Below are 21352 nucleotides of genomic sequence, written 5' to 3'. Positions count from 1 at the left end.
GTTTCAGATGTCCGATTTCTTTGCCTGGCTGGCGCAATTGCCGCCGCTGGCGCAGGTGCCAATCATTATCGGGGCCTTTGCCGCAGTGGTCGGACTGGTCCTTTTTTTCGTGGAAATCGCACCGCGTGCGGGGCGGATGTATACGATCATCCGGTTGGCGGTTTGCGTTGCGGCTCCGGTGCTCCTCCTGGCCGTTGGCGGGTCGTACTGGTGGGCCATCGCCGGCGCCGGAGTGCTCGGCGGTTTCTTTTTCCTGCTGGACTTCCGTTCCCGCAAAGGCCCCGGTTACCTCTTCCAGCTGGTGGGCTTTCTTGCTCCGGCCGTGCTCCTGCTGAGCATCGGCCTGATCGTTCCCACCATTTCGACCACGGTGCAGTCGTTCATGAGCGCTCGCGGAGACCGATTCGTGGGCTTCGAGAACTTCGTGTGGGTGTTCGGCCAGCCGGACAACGTGCGGATCATCGTCAACACGATCGTCTGGGTGCTGATCGTTCCCACCGTCTCCACTATCGCCGGACTCGCCTACGCCGTGTTCATCGACAAGAGTCGAGGCGAGAAGTATTTCAAGACCCTGGTCTTTCTGCCCGTGGCGATTTCGTTCGTGGGCGCCTCCATTATCTGGCGCTTCGTCTACACGGCCCGCCCGGCCGATCAGGAGCAGATCGGACTCCTCAACCAGATCGTCCTCTGGTTCGGTGGCCAGCCCGTCGACTTCATCGCCGTTTCGCCGTGGAATACGTTCTTCCTCATCGTCGTGCTGATCTGGGCACAGACCGGTTTCGCCATGGTCGTGCTCTCGGCAGCGATCAAGGGAGTGCCCGTGGAGCAAATGGAGGCAGCGGAGCTTGACGGTACCAGCGCGTGGCAGCGGTTCACCAACGTCACGGTCCCCGGAATTCGCAGCGCGTTGATCGTCGTTCTCACAACGATCTCCATCGTGTCGCTCAAAGTCTTCGACATCGTTCGAACCATGACGGGTGGCGCGAATGACACCAGCGTCGTCGCCAATGAGATGTACACCCAGTTTAAGAACTTCGAACTGGGACGGTCGGCCGCATTCGCAGTGATCCTCTTCGTGCTGGTTGTGCCGATCGTTGTCTACAACGCCCGCCAGATCAAGAAGCAAAGGGAAATCCGATGACGGCCACACCCGCAGAAATCCCGCTCGATGCAGCCACAAAACGGCGGCTGGGTCGAGGAGAACGCCGCACCGAGAATTCGGTCGCCAAGAACGCCAAACGGCGACTCACCAGTCGCGGCGCGACCATTGCGGCTTTGGTCATCGCGGTGGTCTGGACCATTCCCACGCTGGGCCTGTTCATCTCGTCGTTCCGCCCCGCCCAGGAGGTGCGCACTACCGGGTGGTGGACAATCTTTTCGAACCCCGGCCTCACCCTCGACAACTACACCGCAGCTCTGGCCGCCGGAAACAGCCAGCTCGATCTCGCCGGTTCCTTCATCAACTCGATCGCGATCACGCTCCCGGCAACCCTGATACCGCTGATGATCGCGAGCATGGCGGCCTACGCGTTCGCCTGGATCGACTTTCGCGGCAAGGACATTTTGTTCATCGGCGTGTTCGCGCTGCAGATCGTGCCGATCCAAATGGCCCTCGTGCCCCTGCTGTTGTTTTTCTCCCAGGGCGAGTTCTTCGGATTTCCCTCGGTCGAGCCGCTCGCGGCGGGCGGCTACGCGCAGGTGTGGATCGCCCACTCCATGTTCGGCCTGCCGCTGGCCATCTACCTGCTGCACAACTTTGTCTCAGAGATTCCGGCCGATGTCATCGAGGCGGCTCGAGTCGATGGCGCTGGCCACGCGCAGATCTTCTTCCGGATTGTGTTGCCGCTGAACATGCCGGCCATCGCGTCGATCGCCATCTTCCAGTTCATCTGGGTGTGGAACGACCTCCTCGTCGCGCTGATCTTCGCTGATGGGGCAGTCGCGCCCATGACGAAACTGCTGGCCGACCTTTCCGGTACGCGCGGCCAGGACTGGTACCTGCTCACAGCGGCTGCGTTCCTCTCCATCATCGTTCCGGTGATCGTGTTCCTCGCTCTGCAGCGATACTTTGTGCGCGGCCTGCTTGCCGGTGCCACCAAAGGGTAGCTGCCAGTTCTGCGCGCAGCGGATGCCCGCGGCCGGCCCGGCCGCAGGCATCCGTTCTGGGCGGTCGGTGCTGACGTTTAGAGTAAATGCATGAGTGGAATGCACGGTGCCCCCGGCCACGGCCCGCGGCAGCAGGCGGGTGTAGAGCGCCCGCGCAAGCGCGTCAGTGGAGCGGATGCCGCAGCGCAGCGCGCCGAGAACGCGCTCGCCCCGCGCATCCCGCACCTGCTGGGCCGCATCGGCGCACTGTTCGCTCCGCATCGCACGACCCTCAGCATCACTGTCGTGCTCGTTCTGGTCAGCGCCGCTCTCTCGGTGGTGCCGCCGCTGCTCACCCAGCGCGCCTTCGACGACGGACTCTTTCCGCCCGGAGGCACCCCCAATCTCTCGGTGCTCGGGGTGCTGGTGGCGATGATGCTCGGAGTCTTCCTGATCAACGCGCTGCTCGGCGTCTGGCAGACCTGGCTCACCGCGACCGTCGGCAACAAGGTCATGGGCGCGCTGCGGGTGCGACTGTTCACCCACCTGCAGGCGATGGAGCTGAGCTTCTTCACCAAAACCAAGACCGGCGTGATCCAGTCGCGGCTGCAAAACGACGTCGGCGGTGTGGCGACGGTACTAACCAACACGATTTCGAGCATCCTCGGCAATACCGTCACCGTGATCGCCGCCTTCGTGGCCATGTTGTTGTTGAATTGGCAGCTGACCATCGTGGCCGTCGTGCTCATGCCCATTTTGGTCTTCGCGCAGCGCCGCGTCGGTCAGGTGCGGGCGCGCATCGCCGGCAAGACCCAGGAATCGTTGTCGGACATGACCGCGATCACGCAGGAGACCCTGAGCGTCTCGGGCATTCTGCTGTCGAAGAGCTTCACCCGGCAGCAGAACGAGATCGACCGGTACGCCGAGGAGAACCGTAACCAGGTGCGGCTGCAGGTGAGCCAGCAGATGAGCGGCCAGTGGTTCTTTGCCACGGTGAGCGTGTTCCTGTCGGCGATTCCGGCGATCGTGTACCTCGTGGCGGGGGCGCTCGTGTTCAACGGCACGACCGACATCACGCCCGGCACGATCGTGGCTTTCACAACCGTGCAGGCGCGGCTGATCTTTCCGCTGCTCGGCCTCATGCGCGTCGCGCTCGATCTGCAAACCTCGTCAGCGTTGTTTGCGCGCATTTTCGAATACCTCGACCTGAAGCCGGCGATCAGCGACAAGCCCGGCGCTGCGCTGGTGCCGTCGGCCGGCTCCGCTAAAGGCCGGGTCGAGTTCGACCACGTGCGCTTCAACTATCCGGATGCCGGCGGTGACGCCCGCCCGACCCTCGACGATGTGTCGCTCGTGATCGAGCCGGGCCAGTTTGCCGCCTTCGTCGGCCCGTCGGGTGCCGGCAAGACCACCGTGTCGTACCTGATTCCGCGCTTCTACGAGGCCTCGGACGGCCGGGTACTGTTCTCCGGCCTCGACGTGCGCGACCTGCAGCAGGAGTCGCTGGTGTCGCACATCGGTATCGTGAGCCAGGAGACCTACCTGTTCCACGCGACGATCGCCGAGAATCTGCGCTACGCCAAACCCGAAGCAACGGATGCCGAACTGGTCGCTGCCGCGCGCGCCGCCAACATCCACGACACGATCGACTCGTTCCCCGGGAAGTACGACACGATGGTGGGGGAGCGCGGTTACCGGCTCTCTGGTGGCGAGAAGCAGCGCATTGCCATCGCCAGGGTGCTGCTCAAGGACCCGCCGGTGCTCATCCTCGATGAGGCCACGAGCGCGCTCGACTCCATCTCCGAGGGTGTGGTGCAGGCCGCGCTCGAGACCGCCAGCCACGGCCGCACCACCATCGCGATCGCCCACCGCCTGTCGACGATCGTCGACGCCGACGTGATCTTCGTCGTCGATGGTGGCCGCATCGTGGAGCGCGGCACGCACACCGAACTGCTCGCCCGCGGCGCCGTCTACGCGAGCCTCTACGCCCGCCAGATCACGGCGAGCCCCGTGCTCTAAGTTTCCGGGCCCGGGCCCGGAAACTGGGCCCACGATAGATCATGGGCCCGGTTCCCTAAGGTGGGCCCGGCGAATGTTGGACGGCGTGCGGCGAGCTCCTCGCCGCACCGTCCCCGTTCCGCGCGTTTCACTTTCCGGGCCCGGGCCCGGAAGGCGGGCCCATGATGGATCATGGGCCCGCTTTCCGAAGGTGGGCCCGAGATCGCGGTGGAGGGCTAGGAACGTTCGGCGAGCATCCCGGTCATCAGCTCGATCTCCGATTCCTGGCTCAGCACCACCGAGGTCGCGAAAGCCTGCACGGTCGCATTCGTGCTTCGGTCTAGCACGGCCTCGGCCATCTCGATCGCGCCCTGGTGATGGGCGATCATGATGACGAGAAACTCCCGCTCCGCTTCCACACCGGATGCTGCGGTGAGCGCCGCGATCTGCGCAGCGGTCGCGAGCCCGGGCATCGGATCCCCGGCGACATGGGCTGCGCCGGAGTCTGCCGTGTGCGAGGAATCGTGCGACTCGCCCGCCAGTGTCGGCCGGGTCATCCAGGTCATGGAGGGTTCCGGCGCGAACTGCGGAAGGTCCCAGACAGCGAGCCACCCCGACATCTGCCCGCTCTGCTTGGCCTGCGTCGTCGCGATGTCGTAGGCGAGCAGTCGCACGGGTGCGTCGTCGGTACGGTCACGAATGATCAGGGCGAGTTCGACCCCCTGATTGTGGTGCTCCTGCATGTCCCGGGCGAAACCGGCCTCGGCGCTGGTCGTCTTGGGTGTCGCGTCGACGAGCGTGCTCAGTCGCCCGACCGAGAAGGCCACAGCGCCGACGACGAGCGTCGTGACAACAACGGCGACCGCGACGGCGCGGAGAACCGGGCGGGGCGGGCGCGACGGGTGAGCATCCACTGTGGGCTGCGGGCTGGCTGAAATCACGGTGCGTGCGTTCTAGGAGACCTTGCCGGGCGCGTCGATCGCACCCGAGCAGGAGGCGCCGTCTTCGGGCACGTTGGCGCTCTTCCAGAATTCAGTGAAGAATTCGGCGATGCTCGGGTCGTCGGCCTTGTCGACCTGCAGCTGGGCGTTCCAGCCGCTCAGCACGATCGGTGCGGGAATGTCCTCGAACGGCGAGAGGATGACGTAGCTCGACGGAAGTTGGGCCTGGAGAGTCTCCAACTCGGCATCCGAGATCGAGGGATCATAGGTGACCCAAATCGCCCCGTGCTCGAGCGAGTGCACCGCGTTCTCGTTCGGAACCGCTTGTTCGTAGACTCCGCAATTGAGCCAGGCCGGGTTGTGCTCGCCGCCGGCGGGCGGCGTCTGCTCATAGGTCACGGCAGTCTCGACGTGGCCGGCTGTGTTGGAGAAGGTCTCGACCCCGTCGACCGTCGATGCGTCACCGGCACCACCGCCGGCATAGTTGGCGGCCTTCGGGGTGAGCACGAACGCCGTCGCGATGAGGGCGATGATGACGACCGCGGCCGCTGCGCCGCCGATGATGGCGATCAGCCGGTTTCGCTTGCCGCGCTTCTGCTGGCGGTGGTATTCCTCCAGCTTCTTCGCGCGCTTAGCGGCACGTTCGTCCTTGATGGATGCCTTATTCACGGGGGAGCCGGGCTGGGGGGTCACGGGTGGCCTCTCTGTTGGATCTACTTTCATTCGAACGTATCAGTCGCCCCTGTAGCTTCCCCCGATGCCGCTCTCACAGTCCTTACTCAGGCTGGTCGCCGGCTCTCCCCGCCCGATAGAGTGGAATCGTGCCCGTTTATTCGTCGTGTTGTTGCTGTCGCTAGCCGACCCTCCACGTTCGTGACCGGCCGCCGACGAGCCAGTGTGTAACTCGTTCGGTGTGCAATCCGAGGCCGTGCCCGCCTGATGGCGCGCGGCGCGACAGAAGGAATTTCCATGAAGATCGCAAACACCATTCTTGACCTCATCGGTGACACCCCGCTGGTCAAACTCCACAAGGTCAGTGCGGGAGTGAGCGCGACGGTGCTCGTGAAGCTCGAATACCTCAACCCGGGCGGCTCGGCTAAGGACCGCATCGCGGTACGTATCATCGATGCGGCCGAGCGCGACGGTCTCTTGAAGCCGGGTGGCACCATCGTCGAACCGACGTCGGGCAACACCGGTGTCGGCCTGGCGCTGGTGGCCCAACAGCGTGGCTACAAGTGCGTGTTCGTACTGCCCGACAAGGTGGGCGAAGACAAGCGCAATGTGCTCACCGCCTACGGTGCCGAGATCGTCGTTACGCCGACTTCCGTGGCCCCGGAAGATCCCCAGTCGTACTACAGCGTCTCCGACCGGCTGGCCCGCGACATTCCCGGCGCGTTCAAGCCCAACCAGTACTTCAACCCCAACGGCCCGCTCAGCCACTACGAAACCACCGGTCCCGAGATCTGGCGCGACACCGACGGAACGGTCACCCACTTCGTCGCGGGCGTCGGCACCGGTGGCACCATCACTGGCACCGGCCGCTACCTCCGCGAGGTCTCCAACGACGCCGTTCGTATCATCGGCGCCGACCCCGAAGGCTCCGTCTACTCCGGCGGAACCGGCCGCCCCTACCTCGTCGAGGGCGTCGGTGAGGACTTCTGGCCGGGCGCCTACGACCCCACCGTCGTGCACGAGGTCATCGCCGTCTCCGACGCGGACTCCTTCGCCATGACCCGCCGGCTCGCCCTTGAGGAGGGGATCCTCGTGGGCGGCTCAAGCGGAATGGCCGTCGTGGCTGCCCTGCGCGCGGCCGAGAAGCTTGGCCCGGACGACACGATCGTGGTGCTGCTGCCCGACGGCGGTCGCGGATACCTCGGCAAAATCTTCAACGACGGGTGGATGCGCAGCTACGGTTTCAGCAACGCCCCCGCCGGTCACACGGTCGCCAATCTGCTGGAATCGAAGACCGGCCGCCTGCCAGCCCTGGTCTACGTGCACCCGAGTGACACCGTGCGTGATGCGATCGAGACGATGACGGGCCAGGGCGTGTCCCAGTTGCTCGTGCTGAGTGCCAAGCCGCCCGTCGTCATGGGCGAGGTGCTCGGCGCCGTGGATGAGCGCGCCCTGATGGGCCTGGTCTTCTCCGGTGATGCCAAGCTCACCGATCGGGTCGGCTCCATTGTCGGCGACCCGTTGCCGCTGATCGGCGTGAACGAACCGGTCGCCGCCGCGCGCGCCGCGTTCTCCGCGCACGACGCCCTGCTCGTGACCGACGCCGGCAAACCTCTCGGCGTGATCACCCGGCACGATCTGCTCAGCTACCTGAGCGTCTGATCATCATTCTCACAGAAGGAGCACCCATGGATAACACCCAGAAGTTCGACACAATCGCCATCCACGCCGGTCAGGCGTTCGACCCGACCACTGGCGCCGTCATTCCGCCGATATACCAGACCTCCACCTACGTGCAGGATGGCATCGGCAATCTGCGCGGCGGCTACGAATACAGCCGTGGCGGCAACCCCACCCGCACGGTGCTCGAGACCCTCCTCGCCGCACTCGAGGGTGGCAAGCACGGATTGTCGTTCGCGAGCGGACTCGCCGCGGAGGACACCATCCTGCGCGCCATCCTCAAGCCGGGCGACCACGTTGTGCTCGGCAACGATGTCTACGGCGGAACCCACCGCCTCATCAACACGGTGCACGCGGCCTGGGGCGTGCTCAACACGACCGTGGAGATGAGCGACCTCGCCGCGGTCGAAGCCGCCATCCGACCCGAAACGAAGATCCTCTGGGTCGAGACGCCGAGCAACCCGCTCATGAAGATCAGCGACATCGCGGCGCTCGCCGAGATCGCGCACCGGCACGGAGTGGTCGCGATCGTCGACAACACCTTTGCGTCACCGGCGCTGCAGCATCCGCTCGCCCTTGGCGCTGACGTCGTCGTGCACTCGACCACGAAATACCTCGGCGGCCACTCCGACGTGCTCGGCGGGGCCCTCATCATCAACGACGACGAGCTGCACGAGAAGGCCCAGTTCTTGCAGTTCGCGGCCGGGCCGGTGTCGGCGCCGCTCGACTCCTGGCTCACCGTGCGCGGGATCAAGACGCTCTCGGTGCGCATGGACCGGCACTGCAGTAACGCCCAGGCGATCGCCGAATTTCTCGACGGCCACCCCGCGATCGCGCAGGTCTACTACCCGGGCCTGCCCGGCCACCCCGGCCACGAAGTGGCGAAGAAGCAGATGTCCGGCTTCGGCGGCATGATTTCCGTCGCGTTCGCCGGTGGTGCCGCTGCCGCGCGCCTGTTCGCCGAGTCGATGCACCTGTTCCAGCTGGCCGAGTCGCTCGGTGGCGTCGAGTCGCTCGTGAACTACCCCTCGGAGATGACGCACGCCTCGGTGCGCGGCACCGAACTGGAGGTTCCCGACAACATCGTGCGTCTGTCGGTCGGCATCGAAGACGTCGCCGACCTCATTGCCGACCTCGACAGCGCACTGCCCCGCGCCTAACACGGCACACTTTTGGGACGGGGCCCGGGCCCGGAACGTGGGCCCAGTTTATAAACGGGGCCCGGGGACGGGGCCCGGGGCCCGTCCAGAGAGTGGGGTCAGAGGGCGTGGGAGAAGGCGGAGGCTCGGCGCACCTGGTCAGGGGTGGGGCGGATGCCGGTATACAGAAAGAACTGCTCCTCGGCCTGCAGCGCCACGACCTCAGCGCCGGTGATGACAGGCCGGCCGAGTGCCCGTGCGGCCACAATGAGCGGTGTCTCGGCGGGCGAGGCCACGACGTCGAACACCATGCTCGCCGCCTCGATCGTCGCGGCCGGGAACGACACGGCACCGGCCTCTGCGCCGCCGGCCATGCCCAGCGGAGTGACATTAACGATCAGGTCGGCGGTGAGCACGCCGATCTCGGGCGCCCAACCGTAGTTGTACAGGGCCGCCAGGGCGCGGCCGGTGGCCTCGTTGCGTGCCACGATCGTGCCGCGAGCGAACCCGGCATCGTGCAGGGCTGCCGCAACGGCCTTCGCCATGCCACCGCTGCCGCGTACGATCACCGAGTACGCGCTCGGCACCTCCTGCTCGGCCAGGAGGCGCTGCACGGCCGAAAAGTCGGTGTTGTAGGCGGTCAGGTGGCCGCCGTCGTTCACGATCGTGTTGACCGAGTCGATGGCCGACGCCGACGCATCCATGTCATCGATGAGCGCGATGACGTCTTCCTTATAGGGCATGGACACGGCGCACCCGCGGATGCCCAACCCGCGCACGCCCGCGATGGCGTCGGCCAGGTTGGTCGGGGCGAACGCCTTGTAGATGAAGTTCAGGCCCAACTCCTCGTAGAGATAGTTGTGAAACCGGGTGCCCAGATTGCTCGGCCGGGCCGACAACGAAATGCACAGGGTCATGTCTTTGTTCAGAATGGGCATGCCTATAGTGTGACCTGTTCCGTTGGTTCGTCGCGCACTGTCGCAAGACGCGCGTCTGGCCGGTTGCGGCCAAAACTGGGTCCGCGAGAAAACCGGCTGGGGAGCATAATGGTCCTGCGCTCACAATTGTGACCGTGCACATGCGAGCAAGGTTGTCAATGTCGGCAGATCTTCCCAAAGATCGCGCACCCAGCATCCGTGATGTTGCGCGCCTCGCCGGGGTGTCACACCAGACAGTGTCGCGCGTGCTCAACGACCACCCCAGCATTCGCGAGACCACGAAGGCACGCATTCTCCAGGTGATGGAGGAGCTGCAATACCGACCGAACCAAGCGGCCAGGGCGCTGTCGAAGGGGCATTCGCGCACGATCGGCGTTCTCACCGCGTCGAGCGCCCAGTACGGTCCGGCCCGAAGCGTCGCGGCCATTGAAGACGCCGCCCGGCGGCAGGGATACTTCGTCGACACCGCCAACCTGAGTGTGGCCGACCCGGCGGCGATCGAAGATGCCTTGGAGCACCTTCTCGATCAGGCGGTCGAGGGCCTCGTGATCATTGCACCGCAAGAACGAGTCTTCGACGTGCTCGAGCGCCTGGACATTGCCGTTCCCTACGTCAGCCTGCAGTCCACGGGAAAACACGATTTGCGGGAACTCGCGGCCGACCAGATCCTGGGTGCGAAGATGGCGACCCGACACCTGATCGACCTTGGTCACCGAGAGATCGTGCATCTGGCTGGCCCGCAGGACTGGAACGAGGCCGAAGCGCGCATGCGCGGATTCCTGCTCGAGATCGACGACGCCGACCTCATGACCCACCCGCCGATTTTGGGAGACTGGACCGCGGACTTCGGGTATTTCGCGGGTCAGGAGCTGCTCCGATCTCGGGATTTTTCCGCGGTGTTCGCGGCCAATGACGAAATGGCGCTGGGCCTGCTGCACGCTTTGCACGACGCCAGGCTCAGTGTCCCGGGAGACGTGAGCGTAGTCGGATTCGACGACGTTCCGGTGGCCAGCCACAGCTGGCCGCCACTCACCACGATTCATCAGGACTTTGACGGGATCGGCCGCCTGGCCTTCGCCACGCTCCTGCGTGAGATGGGGACGGGCGTGGACGTACCGACAGCCCCTATCGCCCCGCGGCTGGTCGTGCGCGGATCCACTGGACCGGTGCCGGTCTCTCGGCTGCCGTTACTTAAGCGTTATTAACGGCCCTTGACATGGCTGGACACAGAGGCCAGCATTGACTTCGATGTGAACGGTCACAATGGCCGCTGACGGAGGAGTAAACCAATGGCGGTTGAGCACGTGATCTTGGAGATGCGTTCCATCACCAAGGAGTTTCCCGGCGTCAAGGCGCTCTCGAATGTGTCGCTCACCGTCATGGCCGGAGAGATCCACGCGATCTGCGGCGAGAACGGTGCCGGCAAGTCCACGCTCATGAAGGTGCTCTCCGGGGTCTACCCGTACGGGTCCTACTCAGGCGACATCATCTTTCAGGGCGCCGAGATGCGGTTTAAGGACATCCGCTCCAGCGAAGCCGCCGGAATTGCCATCATTCACCAGGAACTGGCCCTCATCCCTGAACTTTCGATCACCGAGAATATCTTTTTGGGCAATGAACCCACCAGGTGGGGCGCCATCGACTGGGTCGGAGCCAAGCGCACCGCCTACGAGCTGCTCGCCCGGGTCGGCCTCCGCGACGACCCCGACACCCTGATCAAGAACATCGGCGTCGGCAAGCAGCAACTGGTTGAGATCGCCAAGGCCCTCAACAAGTCGGTGAAGGTGCTCATTCTCGACGAGCCGACCGCCGCGCTCAACGAGGCCGACTCCCAGCACCTGCTCGATTTGATTCGGGGGCTCAAGGGCAAGGGCATCAGTTCGATCATGATCTCGCACAAGCTCAACGAGATCGAGCAGATCGCCGACTCGATCACCATCATTCGCGATGGTCGGGCAATCGAGACTCTCGATATCGCCGCTGACGGCGTCAACGAAGACCGCATTATTCGCGGCATGGTCGGCCGAAGCCTGGAGAGCCGGTTTCCTGATCGCACACCGAAGATCGGTGAGGTGTTCTTCGAGGTGCGCGACTGGACCGTGCAACACCCGCAGGTGTCCGAGCGGATGGTCGTGAAGGGATCCAACCTGACCGTGCGAACCGGCGAGATCGTCGGAATCGCCGGACTGATGGGTGCTGGGCGTACCGAGCTCGCCATGAGCATCTTCGGCCGCTCGTACGGCAATTTCATCTCCGGCCAGATCTTTAAGGACGGCAAGGAGATCGAGCTGCGCAACGTCGGCGAAGCGATCGAGCACGGTCTCGCTTATGTCAGCGAGGACCGCAAGGCGCTCGGGCTCAATCTGCTCGACGACATTAAGCGCTCCATCGTCTCGGCCAAGCTCTCGAAAATCTCGGTCGGCCCGGTCGTGAACGATGCCAAGGAATACTCCATCGCCGAGGAGTACCGCAAGAATCTGCGCATCAAGACGCCCAACGTCGACATGGGCGTGAGCAAACTGTCCGGCGGCAACCAGCAAAAGGTGGTGCTGGCCAAGTGGATGTTCACTGACCCCGACATCCTGATCCTGGATGAGCCCACCCGAGGCATCGACGTCGGGGCGAAATACGAGATTTACGGCATCATTCAGGCCCTCGCAGCCCAGGGCAAGGGAGTGATCCTGATCTCCTCCGAGCTGCCGGAGTTGCTCGGCCTGGCCGACCGCATCTACACAATCTTCGAGGGAGCCATCACCGACTGCATTGACGGTGCCGATGCCGACCCGGAATCCCTGATGAAAAGCATGACCTCTGCCAAGAAGAAGGTGCGCAGCATATGAGCAGCAACACGGCCCCGATCGACACGAAAAAGGACGAAGGGCGCAGGTCGATCTTCGGCCGCGGCAAGAACAATCTGCGTCAGTTCGGCATCCTGTTCAGCCTGATCGCCATCATCGTTCTGTTCCAGTTTCTAACCGACGGCCTCACCCTCTCGTCGGGTAACCTGATCAACCTGGTCAGCCAGTATTCGTATATCCTGATTCTCGCCATCGGCATGGTCATGGTGATTATCGCCGGCCATATCGACCTCTCGGTCGGCTCGGTCGCGGCGTTCTCCGGTATCGTCGTGGCCATCTCCATGTCCGACTGGAACTTCCCCTGGCCCCTCGCCATCCTCTTCGGACTGTTCGTTGGCGCGCTGATCGGTGCCTGGCAGGGATTCTGGGTGGCCTACATCGGGGTTCCCGCCTTCATCGTGACACTCGCCGGCATGCTCATCTTTCGTGGCGGCAACCAGCTGATCGGCAACGCCGACACTGTTCCGGTTCCGGAGGGCTTCACCCTGATCGGTGCCGGCTATCTCCCCGAAGTCGGGCCTGTCACCGGCTTCAACAACCTCACGCTCGTACTCGGCTTTCTGATCGCCATCGCGATTGCCGTGCGCGAGTGGCGGGCTCGCAAAGTGCAGAAAACGATGCACTCCGAGACCTCTCCGCTCTGGGCCAGTGTGCTCAAGGTCGGCCTGCTCGACGCCGTCGTCATCTACGCAACCTTTCTCTTCGCCGGCGGCCGGGTTGGTACGAGTTTTCCGGTGTCGGGCATTATCCTCGGCGTGCTGGTGCTGTTCTATAGCTTCGTGACCCGCAATACCATCGTCGGCCGTCACGTTTACGCTGTTGGCGGCAACAAGTTGGCCGCGGAACTCTCCGGCGTCAACTCCCGTCGGGTCAACTTTCTCGTCATGATGAACATGTCGATCCTGGCCTCTCTGGCCGGAATGATCTTCGTGGCTCGCGCCGGGGCATCCGGCCCGCAAGACGGCCTCAGCTGGGAGCTCGACGCCATCGCCGCTGTCTTCATCGGCGGTGCAGCGGTGTCGGGCGGCATCGGAACCGTGATCGGCTCCATCGTCGGTGGTTTGGTCATGGCCGTTCTGAACAACGGGCTGCAGCTACTCGGTGTGGGTTCCGACCTGGTGCAGATCATCAAGGGCCTCGTGCTTCTGGTCGCCGTCGGTGTAGACGTCTGGAACAAGAGCCAGGGACGGCCATCAATCATCGGCCTGCTCACCCGCAACCGCAAGGTGACGAACCCGCCGCAACCGCCGCCCGCAGTGCTCCCGGATGCCGGTACGCCGGCCTCGGCGCGGCCCGCGGACAACGCCACGAATTGAGCGCGAGCGTTCCTCGAACGCCGCCGGTCCGACGATTTCCCTCTCCATTCCCTTTATCCCAAAACAGAAAGTGATTGACATGCGAAAAATTCTCACGGTTACAGCGGTCGCTGCGGTAGCCCTCATGGCGCTCTCCGGCTGCTCAAGCCGAGCGCCCGAAACAGCCGGTGGCGGCAGTGCCGCGGCCGGGTTTGCCAAAGATGCCGTTATCGGCGTCGCCCTTCCCTCAAAGACGAGCGAGAACTGGGTGCTGGCCGGCGGACTCTTCGAGGACGGCCTCGCTGAGGCCGGATTCGAAGGTGACGTGCAGTACGCCGGGGCGTCGACCACGGTCAAGGACCAGCAGGACCAGATCTCCGCGATGGTAACCAACGGCGCCAAGGTCATCATCATCGGCGCCCAGGACGGCGGCCAGCTCGGCACGCAGGTCAAGGACGCCCACGACGCCGGTGCCATCGTCATCGCCTACGACCGCCTCATTCTCAACACCGACGACGTCGACTACTACGTGGCCTTTGACAACTTCAAGGTCGGCGAACTGCAGGGGCAGGCCCTGCTCGACGGGCTCGCCGCCGTCAAGCCCGAGGGTCCGTACAACATCGAACTGTTCTCGGGCAACTCCGCTGACGCCAATGCGCCGGTGTTCTTCAACGGAGCCATGAGTGTGCTGCAGCCGAAGATTGACGACGGAACCCTCGTCGTTGCCTCCGGTCAGACCGACATCAAGCAGACCGCGACGGCCGACTGGAAGGCTGAGAACGCCCAGAGCCGCATGGACTCGCTGCTCACCAGCACCTACGGTGACCAGGAACTCGACGGAGTCCTCTCACCCAACGACACGCTTGCTCGGGCGATCATCACCTCGGTGAAGGCAGCCGGCAAGACGATTCCGGTCGTGACCGGTCAGGACTCCGAAGTGGAGTCGGTCAAGTCGATCATGGCGGGGGAGCAGTACTCCACCATCAACAAGGACACCCGTCTTCTCGTTGCGCAGGCCATCGACATGGTCAAGGCGCTGCAGACCGGCGGCACTCCCGAGACCAACGACGACACCTACGACAACGGCAACAAGATCGTGCCGGCGTACCTTATCCCGCCGGTCATCGTGACGAAGGAGAATGCGGCTGAGGCCTACGCCAACGACCCGAACCTGGAGCCGCTGACCAAGTAGAGCGGCGACATCCGCTTAGCACGCACCGCCTGACGGGCCGGTCGCCACTTCGGTGGGGCCGGCCCGTTTCTTCGTGCCTGGCCGACGGCCCAACCGGCCGACGGATGCCGGCGGCCGGCCAGGCGCGACACGCCGACTGCGACTCCACAGGCAAAATAATGTCGGGAACGATGCCTGTGGATAACTGGGTGCAGTTCCGCGGAATCCGGGCGGTTTCACGGATGGGCGGTGTGGGCAACATGTGGAATGTCGGTGGATAACTACATAATTGTAATTACCGCATGTAGTGGCTCTTGAGCGCGGCGATCACTAGATGTAGTATTGAAACTCTAGTCAGGCGCTACGGCCGGACAGTGCACTTGCTCACTTTGCACCATGATCACTGACGAATTCTCGGCTGGGATTACAGAGTTCCATCGAACATACTTGCGAAACATGTCGAACAGATTTAGACTTGAACCGCCAAGAAGAAAGGCCATAACCATGGCAATCACCGTTTACACGAAGCCCTCCTGCGTGCAGTGCACGGCCACCTACCGTGCCCTCGACAACAAGGGCATCGAGTACGAGGTGCTCGACCTCTCGGTCGACGAAAATGCCCTGGAGGCCGTCAAGGCTTTGGGTTACCTGCAGGCGCCCGTCGTGATCACCGATGAAGAGCACTGGTCGGGCTTTCGCCCCGACAAGATCAACGCACTCGCCGCCCGCCTCGCGTAGTCACCATCAACACGCAATATCCGGCACGCCCTCCCTCGTATCTGTCGCCCGACCAGAATCGCCACACTAGATGACTGACATCGTGTACTTCTCGAGTACCTCGGGCAACACTGCCCGGTTCGTCGAGAAACTCGGTCGAACGGCAGCGCGCATCCCGCTTTATGCGCGTGAGGAGCCGCTCGTCGCCCAGGAACCGTTCGTGCTCTGCGTGCCCACCTACGGTGGCGGCAGTGTGGGAGGGGCGGTGCCCAAGCAGGTCATCAAGTTTTTGAACAACGAGACCAACCGGTCATTGATTCGCGGCGTCATCGGCGCCGGCAACATGAATTTCGGTACGGCCTACTGCCTGGCCGGCGACATCATCGCCGCCAAGTGCAAGGTGCCCCACCTCTATCGCTTTGAAGTATTTGGAACTCCGGATGATGTGCGCATCGTTCACGACGGATTGGAAGAATTTTGGAAACAACAGCCGTGAAGATCACGCCCATTGACGCGCCCTCGGGCATGGACTACCACTCGCTCAACGCGATGCTCAACCTGTACGGCCCGAACGGGGAGATCCAGTTCGACAAGGACCGCGAGGCCGCCCGTGAGTTCTTCCTGCAGCACGTCAACCAGAACACGGTGTTTTTTCACTCGCTGCGCGAGCGCCTCGACTACCTGGTCGAGAAGGAATACTATGAGCAGGCCGTGCTCGACCAGTACTCGTTCGAGTTCATCACGAGCTTGAACGACCTGGCCTACTCCAAGAAGTTCCGCTTTCAGAGCTTCCTCGGTGCGTTCAAGTACTACACCTCGTACACGCTCAAAACCTTCGACGGCAAGCGCTACCTGGAGCGTTTCGAAGACCGCGTCGTGATGACCGCGCTCGGCCTCGCCTCCGGTGATGAAAAGCTCGCCGTAGCCCTGGTGGAAGAGATCATCGCCGGCCGTTTTCAGCCCGCGACCCCCACCTTTTTGAACTCCGGCAAGGCCCAGCGCGGCGAACTCGTCTCGTGCTTCCTGCTGCGCATTGAAGACAACATGGAGTCGATCTCCCGCGGCATCAACTCCTCGCTGCAGCTCTCCAAGCGCGGCGGCGGCGTAGCCCTGCTGCTCAGCAACATTCGCGAGGCCGGCGCGCCGATCAAGCAGATCGAGAACCAGTCCAGCGGCATCATCCCCGTCATGAAGCTGCTCGAAGACTCCTTCAGCTACGCCAACCAGCTCGGTGCCCGCCAGGGTGCCGGCGCGGTCTATCTACACGCGCACCACCCCGACATCATGCGCTTTCTCGACACCAAGCGTGAGAACGCCGACGAGAAGATCCGCATCAAGACCCTCTCGCTCGGTGTCGTCATTCCCGACATCACCTTCGAGCTGGCCAAGAACGACGAGTGGATGTACCTCTTCTCGCCCTACGACGTGGAGCGCGTCTACGGCGTGCCCTTCGCCGACATCTCAGTGACGGAGAAGTACCACGAGATGGTCGACAACCCCCGCATCAAGAAGTCCAAGATGAAGGCGCGCGAGTTCTTCCAGACCCTCGCCGAGATTCAGTTCGAATCGGGCTACCCGTACATCATGTTTGAAGACACGGTGAACAAGGCCAACCCGATCGAGGGCCGCATCAACATGTCGAACCTGTGCTCCGAAATCCTGCAGGTGAACACCCCGACCACGTACAACGAAGACCTGTCGTATAACGAGATCGGCAAGGACATCTCCTGCAACCTTGGGTCGATGAACATTGCCCTGGCGATGGACTCCGGCGACCTCGGCCGCACCGTCGACGCCGCCATCCGCGGCCTCAACGCGGTGTCGGAGCAGAGCCACATCAGCTCGGTTCGTTCCATCGAAGACGGCAACGACCGCTCGCACGCCATCGGCCTGGGCCAGATGAACCTGCACGGCTACCTCGCCCGCGAGCGCGTCTACTACGGCAGCGACGAGAGCATCGACTTCACCAACATTTACTTCTACACCGTGCTGTTCCATGCCCTGCGCGCCTCGAACGCCATCGCCATCGAACGCGGTCGCACCTTCGAGGGCTTCGAGAACTCCACCTACGCCTCCGGTGTGTTCTTCGACAAGTACACCGATCAGGTCTGGGAGCCGTCGACCGCTCGCGGCGCCGAGCTCTTCTCCCAGTCCGGGGTGTCGATTCCGACCCAGGCGGACTGGGCCGAGCTGAAGGCATCCGTTGTGAAGCACGGTATCTACAACCAGAACCTGCAGGCCGTGCCGCCGACCGGGTCGATCTCGTACATCAACAACTCGACCGCGTCGATCCACCCGATCGCGGCCAAGATCGAGATTCGCAAGGAAGGCAAGCTGGGCCGCGTCTATTACCCGGCGCCGTTCATGACGAACGACAACTTGGACTACTACCAGGATGCCTACGAGATCGGTTCCGAGAAGGTCATCGACGTGTACGCCGCGGCGACGCAGCACGTGGACCAGGGGCTGTCGCTCACCCTGTTCTTCAAGGACACCGCGACCACCCGCGACATCAACCGCGCCCAGATCTACGCGTGGAAAAAGGGCATCAAGACGATCTACTACATCCGCCTGCGTCAGATGGCCCTTGAGGGGACCGAGGTGGAGGGTTGCGTTTCCTGCGCGTTATGAGTGAGTTTGCTGTACGTTACCTGCACGAATCTCGGACGAAGGAACGCTCCCAATGATTGACAAGCTCAAGCTGGTCTCGCACGTTGACGCGATCAACTGGAACAAGATCGAAGACGATAAAGACGTCGAGGTCTGGAACCGACTGACCAACAACTTTTGGCTGCCGGAGAAGATTCCGCTCAGCAACGACATTCAGTCGTGGAACCAGTTGACGCCGGTGGAGCAGCAGCTCACCATGCGCGTGTTCACCGGGCTGACTCTGCTCGACACGATTCAGGGCACCGTTGGCGCCGTGTCGCTGATTCCGGATGCCATCACCCCGCACGAAGAGGCTGTCTACACGAACATCGCGTTCATGGAGTCGGTGCACGCCAAGAGCTACTCGTCGATTTTCTCGACGCTCGCCTCCACCAAGGAGATCGACGAGGCGTTCCGCTGGTCGACGGAGAACGAGAACTTGCAGCGCAAGGCCTCGATCGTGATGGATTACTACCAGGGTGACGATCCGCTCAAGCGTAAGGTCGCCTCGGTGCTGCTCGAGTCGTTCTTGTTCTACTCGGGTTTCTACCTGCCGATGTATTTCTCCAGCCGGGCGCGCCTGACCAACACGGCCGACCTCATCCGTCTGATCATCCGTGATGAAGCCGTGCACGGCTACTACATCGGCTACAAGTTTCAGAAGGGTCTCGAGAAGGAGACGCAGGAGCGTCGCGACGAGATCAAGGATTACACCTTCAACCTTGTCTTCGAGCTGTACGAGAACGAGGTGCAGTACACGCAGGACCTGTACGACGAGGTCGGCCTGACCGAAGACGTCAAGATGTTCCTGCACTACAACGCCAACAAGGCGCTGATGAACCTCGGCTACGAGGCGATCTTCCCGAAGGACGTCTGCGACGTGAACCCGGCGATCCTCTCCGCGCTCTCCCCGAACGGCGACGAGAACCACGACTTCTTCAGCGGGTCGGGTTCGTCGTACGTGATCGGCAAGGCTGTAGTCACCGAAGACGACGACTGGGACTTCTAGCTCCACCTCAGGTGCCGCGGGCGGCGGCAAGTTCAACCTCCCGCGGCACCGACAGCGATTTTACAATTCCGAGCACAGACGAAAAGGCAGGATATGAGCACACCCAAATAACTTTGCAGGTGCGTGCGGCTGGCGTGTGAAGCCATTTACACAGCCGCAAGAAAGTAGTCAAAAATGACGCACAAACCGCTGGGCCCCGATGGCTCTTGGAAAACTGGTCAGCGCGTTCCCGTGCAAGGGAACTATGCCGACCAGTACGGAGAAGTTTCTCATTTCCAGAGAGGTACGACATTCCCGCCGTGTATCAACCGTAAGGGAATGTGCGCCTTTAGAACGTTTGTCTAACAATTTAAGCAGATAGCCATTGGCGTGGTTAGGCCCGAAATTCTTCAGAATTTCGGGCCATGCTTGTAGAGACGGGCCTTGGAACCAGTTCTTGTAGAAGCAAGGTTCTATAATTACAGCGCTCATGGTCCATTCGCGCAAGTCGAATTTTCGCGGCGTGTCGTTCGAATAATCGGGCTCGTCGTACGTGATCGGCAAGGCCTCGAACACCCAAGACGACGACTGGGACTTCTAACCAGTCCCTGCTATTCAGAGAAGGCCCCCGAGATAATTCTCGGGGGCCTTCAACGTTGGAGTGGTCGACCGGAATAGGCGGTGTGACGTTTTTTGTGGTCAGGGAGACAGTCGAGCTACGAGGCGTTCCGTGGCTTCGAGCAGGGCGGGAATGTCATTTCTGGCGGTGTTGCTCAGGATCGAGTGCGTGGTGTCGAAGTAGCGGTGCGCTAGGTGATCTCGCAGTCGGGCGATCTCGCTCCAGGGGATGCTGGGTTCAAGCTCCCGGGTTTGAAAGGTCAGATCCTTCGTCGCCTCCCCGATCTCGATCAGCCGCATGCGAATGGCATCGAAGATCAGGTCCTCGGCGGCATCCGCGCGGCTCAGATAGTCCGCGATTGCCAGGCATGCCGCGCGGATGTCATCGACGCGTTCTCGATCGGAACGACTCACAAGGGTCTCGACTCGGTAAGCACTCTCTGGGCCATGCGGGGCTTGAGGCTATCCGCCGGGACGATGTCGACCGGCACGCCCAAGATGCGCTCGGACTCGCTTTGGAGCCGGGCCAGGCCGAACAGCCCGACGCCTGCGTCGAGGTCGACGAGCAGGTCGACGTCGCTGGAGGCAGTGTCATCGCCGCGGGCGACGCTACCGAACATGCGAACGTTGCTGGCTCCAAGCTCTTCGAGTCGGGCCACCAGTTCATCGCGGTGGCTGGCGAGCAATCGCTGGTGCGGCGACGTGGGTGCAAAGGGGGTGAGTGCCAGATCGAGCTGGAACCCGCTGGCCCGTACGAGACGTTGGAGGGTGGCAAGGGCGGGTTCTCGCTTGCCGGCCTCGTATGCACTGATCACGCTCTGCGTGACTCCGGCGCTTGCACCCAACTGAGCTTGCGTAAGACCGGCCCGTCGTCGGGCCTGCATCAGAATGGATGCAGCGGATGTCGACATGGGCAAAGTATAGCGTTTTGTCGATATCAACGGAATAGCCGGGCGGATTCGACGGTTGATGACCGGAGAGCGGACGTACGATGGCGGTGTCAGGCACGATGATTCGAGAGGGTCGCCATGGTGGAGGTACGCGTTCTCGGGGTTGCGATCGACAGCGAGGGCCAGCACATCATCCTCCTGAAACCGGTCGGAGAGCCGCAGGCCGTTGGAACCGTGCTGGCGATTGTGGTCGGGGAAGCGGAGGCGACTTCGACGCTGATCGCCCTCAGCGGTGAGGAGCCGCCACGACCGTTGTCACACGATCTGATGAAGACGCTGATCGACACCGTCGGCGCCCACCTCGAGCGAGTCGACGTCACCCGCATCGACCAGGGAATCTTCTACGCCGAGATCACTCTTCGCATTGCGACCGGCTCATTCGTGCTCGATGCCCGGCCCTCGGATTCCGTCGCACTCGCTCTGCGCACCGGAGCACCGATCTTCGTCGCCGAGGACGTCTTGCAGGCCGAGGGCATTCCCGCCGCGATGGTTGAATCTGGACGCAACGTGGAGGAGGCGCCTGTCCGGGAGCAGTCGCTCGACGAATTCAAGGATTTTCTGGAGCACGTCGACCCGGAGGACTTTCAGAGCTGACGCCGCGGCGCCCGCACGCTCAGCCGATCGTCGTGGTCATGGCCTGAGTCTGCCAGAAC

The 21352-nt window shown here is 62.9% G+C and carries 19 protein-coding genes; 14 read left to right on the top strand and 5 right to left on the bottom strand.

What is annotated here, in order from left to right:
* Window positions 1-7: 7 nt before the first annotated feature.
* From E3O06_RS00970 to E3O06_RS00960, 3 genes are all read left to right on the top strand, one after another.
* Complete coding sequence (locus tag E3O06_RS00970) at window positions 8-1141, top strand: carbohydrate ABC transporter permease (RefSeq protein ID WP_134501163.1); 1134 nt, start codon at window positions 8-10, stop codon at window positions 1139-1141.
* A complete protein-coding gene (locus tag E3O06_RS00965; RefSeq protein ID WP_134501162.1) occupies window positions 1138-2106 on the top strand; it encodes a carbohydrate ABC transporter permease in 969 nt (322 codons plus the stop codon). The genes E3O06_RS00970 and E3O06_RS00965 overlap by 4 nt, the downstream gene beginning before the upstream one ends.
* Before the next feature lie 90 nt (window positions 2107-2196).
* Window positions 2197-4104 (top strand): ABC transporter ATP-binding protein, encoded by a 1908-nt coding sequence (locus E3O06_RS00960; protein ID WP_420898855.1) that lies wholly within the window; start codon window positions 2197-2199, stop codon window positions 4102-4104.
* A gap of 215 nt (window positions 4105-4319) precedes the next feature.
* Here E3O06_RS00960 and E3O06_RS00955 read toward each other — a convergent pair whose 3' ends face one another.
* Window positions 4320-5024: a DUF305 domain-containing protein gene (locus E3O06_RS00955; RefSeq protein WP_198415755.1), complete on the bottom strand. Its 705-nt coding sequence runs from the start codon at window positions 5022-5024 to the stop codon at window positions 4320-4322.
* A 12-nt stretch (window positions 5025-5036) separates the two neighbouring features.
* Window positions 5037-5717: a DUF3105 domain-containing protein gene (locus E3O06_RS00950; RefSeq protein WP_241979786.1), complete on the bottom strand. Its 681-nt coding sequence runs from the start codon at window positions 5715-5717 to the stop codon at window positions 5037-5039.
* Window positions 5718-5993: 276 nt separating this feature from the next.
* On the opposite strand from E3O06_RS00950, the gene E3O06_RS00945 reads away from it, so the two are divergent.
* Together E3O06_RS00945 and E3O06_RS00940 are read left to right on the top strand one after the other, a co-directional pair.
* Complete coding sequence (locus E3O06_RS00945) at window positions 5994-7358, top strand: cystathionine beta-synthase (RefSeq protein WP_134501160.1); 1365 nt, start codon at window positions 5994-5996, stop codon at window positions 7356-7358.
* Window positions 7359-7384: 26 nt separating this feature from the next.
* The gene (locus tag E3O06_RS00940) at window positions 7385-8536 is read left to right on the top strand and encodes a cystathionine gamma-synthase (protein ID WP_134501159.1); all 1152 of its coding nucleotides are present in this window, start codon (window positions 7385-7387) and stop codon (window positions 8534-8536) included.
* 98 nt (window positions 8537-8634) lie between these two features.
* On the opposite strand, the gene E3O06_RS00935 is transcribed toward E3O06_RS00940, so the two are convergent.
* Window positions 8635-9453 carry a shikimate 5-dehydrogenase gene (locus E3O06_RS00935; protein ID WP_174843190.1) on the bottom strand — a complete coding sequence of 273 codons (819 nt, stop codon included), beginning with the start codon at window positions 9451-9453 and terminating at the stop codon, window positions 8635-8637.
* Between the two features lie 158 nt (window positions 9454-9611).
* On the opposite strand from E3O06_RS00935, the gene E3O06_RS00930 reads away from it, so the two are divergent.
* The 8 genes from E3O06_RS00930 (at window position 9612) to nrdF (ending at window position 19152) form a co-directional block, all read left to right on the top strand.
* On the top strand, window positions 9612-10658 hold the full coding sequence (locus tag E3O06_RS00930) for a LacI family DNA-binding transcriptional regulator (protein ID WP_134501158.1): 1047 nt from the start codon (window positions 9612-9614) through the stop codon (window positions 10656-10658).
* An 84-nt stretch (window positions 10659-10742) separates the two neighbouring features.
* A complete protein-coding gene (gene mmsA / locus E3O06_RS00925; protein ID WP_134501157.1) occupies window positions 10743-12293 on the top strand; it encodes a multiple monosaccharide ABC transporter ATP-binding protein in 1551 nt (516 codons plus the stop codon).
* Complete coding sequence (mmsB, locus tag E3O06_RS00920) at window positions 12290-13627, top strand: multiple monosaccharide ABC transporter permease (protein WP_134501156.1); 1338 nt, start codon at window positions 12290-12292, stop codon at window positions 13625-13627. Before mmsA ends, mmsB begins: the two co-directional genes overlap by 4 nt.
* 79 nt (window positions 13628-13706) lie before the next feature.
* Window positions 13707-14798 carry a substrate-binding domain-containing protein gene (locus E3O06_RS00915; RefSeq protein WP_134501155.1) on the top strand — a complete coding sequence of 364 codons (1092 nt, stop codon included), beginning with the start codon at window positions 13707-13709 and terminating at the stop codon, window positions 14796-14798.
* A gap of 483 nt (window positions 14799-15281) precedes the next feature.
* The gene (gene nrdH / locus E3O06_RS00910) at window positions 15282-15515 is read left to right on the top strand and encodes a glutaredoxin-like protein NrdH (RefSeq protein WP_035880942.1); all 234 of its coding nucleotides are present in this window, start codon (window positions 15282-15284) and stop codon (window positions 15513-15515) included.
* Window positions 15516-15585: 70 nt separating this feature from the next.
* Window positions 15586-15990: a class Ib ribonucleoside-diphosphate reductase assembly flavoprotein NrdI gene (gene nrdI, locus E3O06_RS00905; RefSeq protein ID WP_134501154.1), complete on the top strand. Its 405-nt coding sequence runs from the start codon at window positions 15586-15588 to the stop codon at window positions 15988-15990.
* 29 nt (window positions 15991-16019) lie between these two features.
* Complete coding sequence (gene nrdE, locus E3O06_RS00900; protein ID WP_134501232.1) at window positions 16020-18125, top strand: class 1b ribonucleoside-diphosphate reductase subunit alpha; 2106 nt, start codon at window positions 16020-16022, stop codon at window positions 18123-18125.
* A gap of 52 nt (window positions 18126-18177) precedes the next feature.
* Entirely contained in the window at window positions 18178-19152 is a 975-nt protein-coding gene (nrdF, locus tag E3O06_RS00895; protein WP_134501153.1) for a class 1b ribonucleoside-diphosphate reductase subunit beta, read from the top strand.
* A gap of 678 nt (window positions 19153-19830) precedes the next feature.
* On the opposite strand, the gene E3O06_RS00890 is transcribed toward nrdF, so the two are convergent.
* Window positions 19831-20163 (bottom strand): HepT-like ribonuclease domain-containing protein, encoded by a 333-nt coding sequence (locus E3O06_RS00890; protein ID WP_134501152.1) that lies wholly within the window; start codon window positions 20161-20163, stop codon window positions 19831-19833.
* Window positions 20160-20660, bottom strand: a complete 501-nt coding sequence (locus E3O06_RS00885) for a helix-turn-helix domain-containing protein (RefSeq protein ID WP_134377974.1) — start codon at window positions 20658-20660, stop codon at window positions 20160-20162. Before E3O06_RS00885 ends, E3O06_RS00890 begins: the two co-directional genes overlap by 4 nt.
* Window positions 20661-20777: 117 nt before the next feature.
* Between E3O06_RS00885 and E3O06_RS00880 the strand changes: the two genes are divergently transcribed.
* Window positions 20778-21293, top strand: a complete 516-nt coding sequence (locus E3O06_RS00880) for a bifunctional nuclease family protein (protein ID WP_134501151.1) — start codon at window positions 20778-20780, stop codon at window positions 21291-21293.
* Window positions 21294-21352: the final 59 nt, after the last annotated feature.

Source organism: Cryobacterium glaciale (genome assembly GCF_004402535.1).
GTDB classification, from domain to species: domain Bacteria; phylum Actinomycetota; class Actinomycetes; order Actinomycetales; family Microbacteriaceae; genus Cryobacterium; species Cryobacterium glaciale.
Note: the sequence above shows the minus strand (reverse complement) of the source record. Positions and strands in the feature narration are given on the sequence as shown.

What these genes read in the sequence shown, in the direction of transcription:
- E3O06_RS00970 (WP_134501163.1), top strand. Translation starts at nt 8, where the DNA reads ATGTCCGATTTCTTTGCCTGGCTGGCGCAATTGCCGCCGCTGGCGCAG.
- E3O06_RS00965 (WP_134501162.1), top strand. Translation starts at nt 1,138, where the DNA reads ATGACGGCCACACCCGCAGAAATCCCGCTCGATGCAGCCACAAAACGG.
- E3O06_RS00960 (WP_420898855.1), top strand. Translation starts at nt 2,197, where the DNA reads ATGAGTGGAATGCACGGTGCCCCCGGCCACGGCCCGCGGCAGCAGGCG.
- E3O06_RS00945 (WP_134501160.1), top strand. Translation starts at nt 5,994, where the DNA reads ATGAAGATCGCAAACACCATTCTTGACCTCATCGGTGACACCCCGCTG.
- E3O06_RS00940 (WP_134501159.1), top strand. Translation starts at nt 7,385, where the DNA reads ATGGATAACACCCAGAAGTTCGACACAATCGCCATCCACGCCGGTCAG.
- E3O06_RS00935 (WP_174843190.1), bottom strand. Translation starts at nt 9,453, where the DNA reads ATGCCCATTCTGAACAAAGACATGACCCTGTGCATTTCGTTGTCGGCC.
- E3O06_RS00930 (WP_134501158.1), top strand. Translation starts at nt 9,612, where the DNA reads ATGTCGGCAGATCTTCCCAAAGATCGCGCACCCAGCATCCGTGATGTT.
- mmsA (WP_134501157.1), top strand. Translation starts at nt 10,743, where the DNA reads ATGGCGGTTGAGCACGTGATCTTGGAGATGCGTTCCATCACCAAGGAG.
- mmsB (WP_134501156.1), top strand. Translation starts at nt 12,290, where the DNA reads ATGAGCAGCAACACGGCCCCGATCGACACGAAAAAGGACGAAGGGCGC.
- E3O06_RS00915 (WP_134501155.1), top strand. Translation starts at nt 13,707, where the DNA reads ATGCGAAAAATTCTCACGGTTACAGCGGTCGCTGCGGTAGCCCTCATG.
- nrdH (WP_035880942.1), top strand. Translation starts at nt 15,282, where the DNA reads ATGGCAATCACCGTTTACACGAAGCCCTCCTGCGTGCAGTGCACGGCC.
- nrdI (WP_134501154.1), top strand. Translation starts at nt 15,586, where the DNA reads ATGACTGACATCGTGTACTTCTCGAGTACCTCGGGCAACACTGCCCGG.
- nrdE (WP_134501232.1), top strand. Translation starts at nt 16,020, where the DNA reads ATGGACTACCACTCGCTCAACGCGATGCTCAACCTGTACGGCCCGAAC.
- nrdF (WP_134501153.1), top strand. Translation starts at nt 18,178, where the DNA reads ATGATTGACAAGCTCAAGCTGGTCTCGCACGTTGACGCGATCAACTGG.
- E3O06_RS00885 (WP_134377974.1), bottom strand. Translation starts at nt 20,660, where the DNA reads ATGTCGACATCCGCTGCATCCATTCTGATGCAGGCCCGACGACGGGCC.
- E3O06_RS00880 (WP_134501151.1), top strand. Translation starts at nt 20,778, where the DNA reads ATGGTGGAGGTACGCGTTCTCGGGGTTGCGATCGACAGCGAGGGCCAG.